We start from the raw sequence: 8,737 nt of genomic DNA on the forward strand, positions 1-8,737 counted from the left end.
TTAGTCATCTCGTCCTCTCCATTATACGTCCTAAGTATTCTGTCTTGTGCTATATTTGCTGTCATTGACCGCAACACTGTGACCAAATGAACGTGCTCTGATTTCCTGCGGTATCCCATTCATCTCACCTAATTGGTTGGCTAGATGTCGGAAAGCTAATGCTTGAGTAAAGCCCCAATCGTGACGTTTAAGCCATAACCTGTGGTTATTATTAAAACCATTAGGGTCTTTAGATGTTGTAATAGGCAAACAAACGTTATGAATCCCAAGACGGTCAATCAAAGCCTTGTCTTTTGACATTGGGATAGCCAACCGTTGACCTGTTTTGGTGCTACTACCAAAGTAAGTAAACTCACCAATAACCAACACTAACTCAAGGTTGTTAGGGTCAGATATGACCGGGAAAGTGATACCGTCAATCTTGACTACCTTGTTTAGGTTTTGTACTGCCGCGACCTCTGATGGTCTCAACCCGTATAAAGCACACATTGCCGACACCCAACACCAGCCATCACGTACTTGATTTTCTGTGACAGAACGATAATCAGTGTTGCGTTCCTTATTTAGCAAACCTAGCAAGGTATCTAAATCTATACTTTGGGACTTAGTAAACACTGTCTGGGCGGGGTCAATCTTTTCTCATTTCTCTAGTGCTTTTTTGCAGCCAGCACGTTCTGCTACTTGTCTTAATCGATAGTAACGATTTTTGAAGTCTTTGTGACCTACCGGACTATTACCGTCCTGTAATGGGCTATACAGTGCTTCTTTGATACCATCCCAGCTCACATAAACATCCCAGTCTGTGACTTTGTTAAACACAGTAAGAAAACAGCGTTTAAATGAACTTTGGTCACTTGATATATCGCGAGAGCGCTTCCGTTTAGTGTTCTTGTGTACCCCATTAAAGTAATCATCTTCCATCTCTTTAAACACTTGGCGATAGGTGATTAAGTCGTTTTCCAAAGGGGTTTTGTTTTCATCAAGGATAGTAGCCTTGTACCAGTCCAGCCATTCAGACACCGACTGAAATTGTCCGTCAAGGGATTTATGAACTAACCAGGCCTTATCAACGGCCTTACGGATACCCTCAGAAGTGAACTGACAATTACATCCTCGCTGCTTACGCCCTCCCGTCTCCGGGTCAGTAGTGATGTCTAGCTGAATTGTCCCCCGGTTACGCTTAATCCTGACACCTTTGGGACATTGTTTGCGGGATAGGTTGAAAAACTCAAGAATATCCTCAAAGCCTTGATATGTACCACTATGTGTACTGTTTGTACTTGCACTCATTTTGCACTAACTCCTAAATGTGCGATCGCTTTTGAGTGCATTAGAATGGCGGTAGAATAGGGGTTATAGCTATCCTGATGACTTCGAATCCCATCGTTCGCCCTGGGGCTGAATTCCCCCTGGTTTTTTGTGTGACTACTACTCACGGGACGACCTATGGTGGAGTCCTTCGTTGGAAGTCTCCAGACTCCCCATCCCTGATTTTAGATGGCGATCGCTTCTAACGAACAAGCCTTCTCCAGGTAATCATACCAGGCTTCCATACCTTCCCCAGTACGAGCAGATACCTCCAAAATCTCAGCTTGTGGTGCAATGCGGCGGATATTGTTAATCGCAGTTTCGCGATCGAACCCTACCGCTTCCGCAATGTCGATTTTATTGATGATGGCTATATTGGCAGTTTTGAACAGAGTCGGATATTTTAGGGGTTTATCTTCTCCTTCCGTCACCGACAACACAGCTACCCGCAAATTTTCCCCCAGGTCGTAGGCGGCGGGACAAACTAGGTTCCCCACATTTTCGATAAATAATAATTGCAGATTATCCAGGTTGATTTTACTTAAAGCCTGGGAGATCATTTCCGCTTCCAGGTGACAGACGCTTCCCGTCGTAATTTGCACTACCTGCATTCCGGTTCGTCGCAACCTTTGAGCATCATTATCAGTTTCCAGGTCTCCCACAATTACCGCACTATTGAGACGGGAACCCATATCTGATAAAGTGCGTTCCAGTAATGCTGTTTTTCCTGAACCGGGAGAAGACAGCACATTGATCGCAAACAGTTTTTTCGCTAAAAAGAAGCCTCGATTTCTTTCCGCGAGTCGGTCATTTTTGGAAAGGATGGCTGTGTGAACATCCACTGTTTGATGTTCGCTGTGCTGATGATCATGGTTATGATCATGGTGGTGGTGATGATCGTGACCATGGTGGTGATGGTGATCATGATCGTGATCGTGACCATGGTGGTGATGGTGATCATGATCGTGATCGTGACCATGATCGTGATCGTGATCTGTTGCGTGACTGTGAATGTGGATGTTTCCCGGTGTAACGGCGCAACCGCAATTGGTACACATAACTACGAAACCTCTAAGGATGTCAGTTCTAATTCTCTTCCTTGGCGAATGTCAAGACTGGGTTCGCCACACTGGGGACATTCATAAAACCAGGTTTTGGGTTCAAATTCCTGATTACAGTGGTGACAGTAACAGCGAACCGGGAGATAGTCGATCTCGAATTTGGCTTTGGCGGCGATCGTTCCAGCAACCACGACATCAAAAGCAAATTCTAGGGCTTCTACGGCTACTCCAGAATCAGCGCCTACTGTCATTTTAATACGGTGAATCTGATTAGCGCCCTGTTCTTTAGCTTTTTGTAAGGCGATCGCTAAAGTTTGTTCCATAATACCAACTTCGTGCATCGCCGTTTACTCCGATGTAGATGAGACTTGTTTTTAGGAAACCAGAAACCCGATTTTTGTCAAAACCGGGTTTCCCTAAGATGTGATCGCGTAGGGTCTCCCAACCAGAATCGCTATGGTAACTACAGTAAACCGTCAGCCTTAGCCATAGATAGCATTAGGTCAATTACGCGACAGGAATAACCCCATTCGTTATCGTACCAAGATACTATTTTAAAGAAATTAGAGTTCAGTTCGATTCCCGCTCCCGCATCAAAAATGCTAGAATGACCGTCCGTAATAAAGTCCGAAGAAACTACATCTTCATCTGTGTATCCTAAAATGCCTTTCATCGCACCTTCGGAAGCCGATTTCATCGCTGCACAAATCTCGTCATAGGTCGTGGCTTTTTCTGTGCGGAAAGTTAGGTCTACCGCTGAGACGTTAGGAGTGGGAACCCGGAAAGCCATACCAGTTAAACGGCCTTTTAGTTCTGGTAATACTAGGGTAACAGCTTTAGCCGCTCCGGTGGAAGCCGGGATGATGTTTTGAGTCGCACCACGTCCACCACGCCAGTCTTTGCGACTAGGACCGTCTACCGTTGGTTGAGTCGCCGTCAAAGAGTGAACTGTGGTCATTAGACCTTCTGCTAACCCAAAGTTGTCTTGAATAACTTTAGAAATCGGCGCTAAACAGTTGGTGGTACAACTAGCATTGGAAACAATGGGGTGAGAAGCTGGATCGAAGTCTTGATGGTTAACCCCAACCACTAAGGTTTTGACTTTTTCTGGGTCTTTGGTGGGTGCGGAAATAACTACCCGTTTAGCACCTGCTTCGATGTGCTTATAAGCGCCATCATAGTTGGTAAATAAGCCAGTAGATTCTACTACATAATCTACTCCTAGTTCCTTCCATGGTAGTTGGGTGGGATCTTTGATAGATGTACAGCGAATGGTTTGTCCATTAACCACAATGGCTTCATCTTGGGATTCTACTTGACCGTCAAAACGTTTGTGGGTAGAGTCGTATTTTAACAGGTATGCTAAGGCATCAGCCGGGACTAGATCATTAATGCCGACAAACTGAATGTCAGGGTGTTTGCTACCATAGCGCATGACTAAGCGTCCGATGCGACCAAATCCGTTAATACCTACTTTAATTGTCATGATTCAGATAATCCTCCGTTGGGATAACACCACTGTTTAAATACTGTCAAAAACTTGGTTTTAACAGCAAAATTTTGGGGCTAGAAATAATTTTCTAGCCGAGAAAATAGCAAGGGACAGAGTTCAACTGCTGGTATTCTACCACAGAGAGCAGATTGGTAATGCAGCTTAAACAATTATTAATTGTTAAACAAGTATGCGATCGCCCTAGGGGGAGATTACCATAGCCACCTTACCACAGCTATATGCTTTTCTCAAATTTCGGGGCATCCCAAGAATCTTAAATTAATATTAAATTAGTGGTCTGATGTCAGGATTTCCTCAAATTTGCCGATATCATTTATGCACAATTATGGGATTTTGTCAACTCCTAGATAAGTGGCGATCGGCTGATATGATCTAGTTGTAAAATTTGAGTAACGGGGTTTAAACCCAGGTTAAGAAAAACTAAAAAAAACCAAAATTATACATCCTTTGGTGTGATTGGCTGTAGGATTTGAAGTGTGACGGTAACAACGGCTCAATGGGCTCGAAGAACTAAAGCCCAGACTAACCAAGATAGCCCAGTTTAACGGGAAGATTGCCCATATCCCTAAAGACAGGTTGCATAAGTTGACGACCAATTTGGCCAAAAACCAAAACTAGATTGGGATGGAAAACCTGGAACTGTCCGGGAGAAGGCGATCGGCAAGAATTGAAGTTCCTAACTTTTGGAGGCTTACATATTATGACTAAACGTAAGCGTATCGGGATTTTGACCAGTGGAGGAGACTGTCCCGGTCTGAATGCAGTAATTCGCGCGGTCGTGAATTATGCTACTTGTGAATATAATTGGGAAGTACGGGGCATTCCCTATGCCACCCAGGGCCTAATTGAGCGTAAAAGTGTTGTGTTGAACCGCTATGGATTAGAACGCCATGGGATTGACCCGTTACTGAGTATGGGTGGGACTATTCTGGGGTCCATTAATAAGGGAGATACCGAGGCTCAAGCTGATGAGGTAATTTCTGGCTACCATGACTTGGAATTGGATGCTCTGATCGCTATTGGTGGAGACGGTAGCCTTGCCATTTTGCACAAATTGGCGAAAAAGGGCAATATGAACCTGGTAGGGGTTCCCAAGACTATTGATAATGATGTCGCTTGTACGGAACTCTCGGTGGGTTTTAATTCCGCTGTGAGTACAATTTTAGATTCCCTCGATCGCCTTAGCTGTACGGCTGCGAGCCATGATCGGGTGATGGTTGTCGAAGTTATGGGTCGCACCACCGGACACTTAGCTCTACATTCTGGAATTGTTGGCGGCGCAGATGCTATCTTGATTCCAGAAATTCGCTATTCTGTCTCTGGTTTGTGTAAACGCATACAGCAGTTACGGAATTTATGGGAGCGCAAATTTGCGATCGTCGTCGTCGCTGAAGGTGCTAAAACTACCAGCGGAGAGTCCCGGTCTTATAAAGATGCTTTGGGAGAAGTGCGATTACGCGGTATAGGTGAATATGTGGCTACGGAAATTGAAACTACACTAGGGGTAGAATCGCGAGCTACAGTCCTTGGTCATGTCCAGCGGGGTGGTGCGCCTTCCTCTCAAGATCGCTTGCTGGCTACCGCTTTTGGTAAAACTGCTGTTGATGTGATTGCGGCTGAGGACTATGGCAAAATGGTGGCTTGGAGCAACCACCAAGTTGTCACCGTCTCCCTCGAAAAGGTATTTCAGAATAGCCCCCGCCTACTTGACCCTAATGGATTTTGGATAGAAACAGCCAGGGCTCTTGGTGTCTATCTGGGAGAAGAATCAGAAATACACAGTACCTGTTCCACCAGCCAAAATGGTCATCAGGATAATGTCAATATTGAAACCCCAGAAACTATACTGAACTGATATCTGAGAAATTAAAGCGATCGCTTTAAATTACGGAGGCGATTAGAGAAACTTCTCATTACCAGTAAAGCAAATAGGGGGGTCTGTTGAATGGCGAATAAAAATCGCCGTTCATCCATTGTTGCCAGTTTACAGCCAGTTTTCGCTATGGCTGTAGAGGCGCGAGTTTTCTCTGGATGAACTAGGGCTCCTTCCCCAAACACATCCCCCTTTTTCAGGGTTTCAATTACTTTTCCCTTCACCACAAAATCTACTTCCCCCTCAAGAATACCGTACATTAAATCGCCGGGTTCTCCTTCTTCAAAAATTACCTCTCCGGCCGATAAAATCTGCTCCGGCAGGTTTTCAAAAATTTGGACAGTTTGTGCAGGTTCTAACATAGCTAATGGATAATTGACAATTGACAATGGACAATGAGAAACAGGTAATAAAACTCCCTATCTTACTCCCTCTCCTTCTGGGAGAGGGAGTAAGATAGGGGGAGTAGTCCGACCATCCTTATTGTCATCTAAATCCTGAGAAACAGGATCGGTTCCCGCCCATTCTTTACGGGTGATAAATCCATCTCCATCGGGGTCCTCAACAGGTCATAACTCTTAATCCGCATGGGTTAAAGTTTCCTAACTTTCGAGGATAGTTAATCGTTCGGCGAGTAGGTCTTCCAAGGATTCTAAAGCCTTAGAAAACCCCTTGATTCCTTCCTCTAATTTTTCGGAAGCCATCGGATCTTCCTTGTGCATTTTAGCAAAGGTTGACCCATCCATTGAGATTTTTTCTATGTCCGATGATTTAGCTAATTCGGGGTCGAGTTTGCGGGGTAAATCTCCCGTTTTAGTATCAAGTTCTTCAAGAAGACTCGGAGAAATTGTGAGTAAATCACAGCCAGCCAGTTCAGTGATTTCGCCAATATTACGGAAACTCGCTCCCATCACTTCCGTGGGATAGCCGAATTTTTTGTAGTAGTTATAAATTTGGGTAACAGATTGCACCCCAGGGTCTTCATGAGGGGCATAATTTTCCCGTCCGGTCTTCTTTTTATACCAGTCTAAAATGCGACCTACAAAAGGAGAAATTAACGTCACTCCAGCTTCAGCACAGGCTACAGCTTGATGAAATCCAAATAATAGGGTAAGATTACAGTGAATTCCCTCTTTTTCCAAGATTTCGGCGGCGCGAATTCCTTCCCAAGTTGAGGCAATTTTAATCAAAATGCGATCGCGTGAAACACCGTGGGATTCATATTCAGAAATCAGATAACGAGCTGTAGCGAGCGTGCCTTCAGTATCATAAGATAAACGAGCATCAACTTCTGTCGAGACGCGACCCGGAATAATTTCCAGAATTTGTAACCCAAAAGCCACGGCTAAACGGTCCGTGGCTCGGGTAGCTACATCTTTCGGAGTCGCTTCGGTTCCTAGTTCAGCGCGAGCTTGTTTCAGGGTATCATCAACAATACCTTGATATTCTGGCATCCCTGCTGCTGCTGTAATCAAAGATGGGTTAGTAGTGGCATCTTGGGGGGTAAAGTTGTGAATAGCTTTGATATCCCCAGTATCAGCAACAACAATAGTAAAATCTCGCAGTTGTTTTAACAAAGTGTTGGACATTTTTAGCTCCTATTAGGGGTCGAGAGTAGAGTCGCCTCTACCCCCTCCCATTCAAAACAGTGCGTGAAAGTTTCCCTTCACACGGCTCCTAGTCTGATTGTTCCATTGTTAAGGATACAGCGTTGGCGTTATCTAGTGCCGTTTTATCATCGTGACAATGGCGATGTAATAGTTGAAGGTTTTTGTATTCATCCTTTCCGCCTGAGCTTCAAGGTACAATGTGGTCTACTTCAACTATATCCGATGGTGCGAAATACTGTCCACACCAGGTACATCTACCTTTTTGTTTTTTGAGTAGTTTTGCTACCCTGTTGGGCGTGTCGATTGCTTGTCCTTTTCTGGTTGCCCAGTAAGTCCAGTTTCCGTCGTATGGTGTTGCGTCAGGGCGTATTAGGGTGTGTCTAACAATCGGAGTCCAATTATGTTTCCATAGTTGGAATCCATCTTCGGTCTGGAATAACCAAGATTCATGTCTTTCTTTCCCATTGCTAAGTTTAACCGTTCCTTTGTGGAAGTAGTTTCCTAGCTTTTCGTGGTTTGCCTTTCCGCATCTTGATACTGTCCATGCCCTTAACATTAGCCACGCTGTGTGGTCTAGCTTAACGAAGGTCTCTGATGAGACTACCCCTGAGTAGTAGTTTGACCATCCCCGTATTACCGGGTTTAGCTTGCTAATCAGGGCTGATTGAGGTGCTGTTTTAAGTTGTTTTATTACACCTTTAATCGTTTGTGTATGGGCTTTAACTGCTTTGTTGCTGGGTTTTATGTGAGTTTTGAATCCTAATAGTTTGTGGGGGGTTTTATTAAATAAGAAGCCTCCTTTTCTTCTTCCCCCAAGTTTCCCAGATTTATATTTTCCTGCCGGGTATTGCCTGATATTGAATCCAAGAAAGTCGAACCCTGGTTTTTCTGTTTTACCATTGTACTCAATAGGATTGAGTGTGTGGCAAATTCGAGTTTTTTCAGGTTTTATTTCTAGTCCAACAGGTTTTAACCATTCGGAAATAGCAGTTTTGCACTGTTCAATGATTCCTAAGTCTTTGGATATGACCACAAAATCATCGGCGTATCTTATTACCGTGGCATAAGGTTTACCATTGGTACTTTTCGGATACAGTTTCTCAATTAACCTAACCATGCCATCCAGTGCAATGTTAGCTAGGAGTGGACTTATTACCCCTCCTTGAGGTGTCCCTGTTTCTGTATCTTCAAATGCGCCGTTATCTAGCACACCTGCTTTGAGTCATTGTTTCAGGTCTTTCTTCAGGCTGCTCGGACAATGAATTTTGGATAGTAGATAATCATGGTTTATTCGGTCAAAACATTTCGCTATATCTGTAGGGGTCGAGAGGGAAGTCGCCTTCCCCCACTCCCATTCAAAACCGTGCTTGAC

Annotated in this window: 7 protein-coding genes and 2 pseudogenes; 2 read left to right on the top strand and 7 right to left on the bottom strand. The window is 44.3% G+C overall.

Annotated elements, in window-relative coordinates:
• Positions 1-36 precede the first annotated feature (36 nt).
• Positions 37-1,290 (bottom strand): annotated as a pseudogene (locus tag P5683_RS20335) (recombinase); the annotation flags it as partial.
• Positions 1,291-1,367: 77 nt separating this feature from the next.
• Between P5683_RS20335 and P5683_RS20340 the strand changes: the two are divergent.
• Positions 1,368-1,514: a hypothetical protein gene (locus P5683_RS20340; RefSeq protein WP_006670668.1), complete on the top strand. Its 147-nt coding sequence runs from the start codon at positions 1,368-1,370 to the stop codon at positions 1,512-1,514.
• On the opposite strand, the gene hypB is transcribed toward P5683_RS20340, so the two are convergent.
• The 3 genes from hypB to gap form a co-directional block, all read right to left on the bottom strand.
• Positions 1,494-2,366: a hydrogenase nickel incorporation protein HypB gene (gene hypB / locus P5683_RS20345; RefSeq protein WP_006620960.1), complete on the bottom strand. Its 873-nt coding sequence runs from the start codon at positions 2,364-2,366 to the stop codon at positions 1,494-1,496. The genes P5683_RS20340 and hypB overlap by 21 nt on opposite strands.
• A 2-nt stretch (positions 2,367-2,368) precedes the next feature.
• Positions 2,369-2,710: a hydrogenase maturation nickel metallochaperone HypA gene (gene hypA, locus P5683_RS20350; RefSeq protein ID WP_006620961.1), complete on the bottom strand. Its 342-nt coding sequence runs from the start codon at positions 2,708-2,710 to the stop codon at positions 2,369-2,371.
• Positions 2,711-2,832: 122 nt separating this feature from the next.
• A complete protein-coding gene (gene gap, locus P5683_RS20355) occupies positions 2,833-3,855 on the bottom strand; it encodes a type I glyceraldehyde-3-phosphate dehydrogenase (RefSeq protein ID WP_006620962.1) in 1,023 nt (340 codons plus the stop codon).
• Between the two features lie 727 nt (positions 3,856-4,582).
• On the opposite strand from gap, the gene P5683_RS20360 reads away from it, so the two are divergent.
• On the top strand, positions 4,583-5,737 hold the full coding sequence (locus P5683_RS20360) for an ATP-dependent 6-phosphofructokinase (RefSeq protein ID WP_006620963.1): 1,155 nt from the start codon (positions 4,583-4,585) through the stop codon (positions 5,735-5,737).
• Positions 5,738-5,748: 11 nt separating this feature from the next.
• On the opposite strand, the gene P5683_RS20365 is transcribed toward P5683_RS20360, so the two are convergent.
• From P5683_RS20365 to P5683_RS20375, 3 genes and pseudogenes are all read right to left on the bottom strand, one after another.
• Positions 5,749-6,117 (bottom strand): cyclic nucleotide-binding domain-containing protein, encoded by a 369-nt coding sequence (locus P5683_RS20365; RefSeq protein WP_006616710.1) that lies wholly within the window; start codon positions 6,115-6,117, stop codon positions 5,749-5,751.
• A gap of 240 nt (positions 6,118-6,357) precedes the next feature.
• On the bottom strand, positions 6,358-7,344 hold the full coding sequence (locus tag P5683_RS20370) for a transaldolase (RefSeq protein ID WP_006670669.1): 987 nt from the start codon (positions 7,342-7,344) through the stop codon (positions 6,358-6,360).
• Between the two features lie 88 nt (positions 7,345-7,432).
• Positions 7,433-8,737, bottom strand: a pseudogene (locus tag P5683_RS20375) (group II intron reverse transcriptase); the annotation flags it as partial.

The sequence above is a fragment of the Limnospira sp. PMC 1279.21 genome (assembly GCF_032349615.1).
GTDB lineage: Bacteria > Cyanobacteriota > Cyanobacteriia > Cyanobacteriales > Microcoleaceae > Limnospira > Limnospira fusiformis.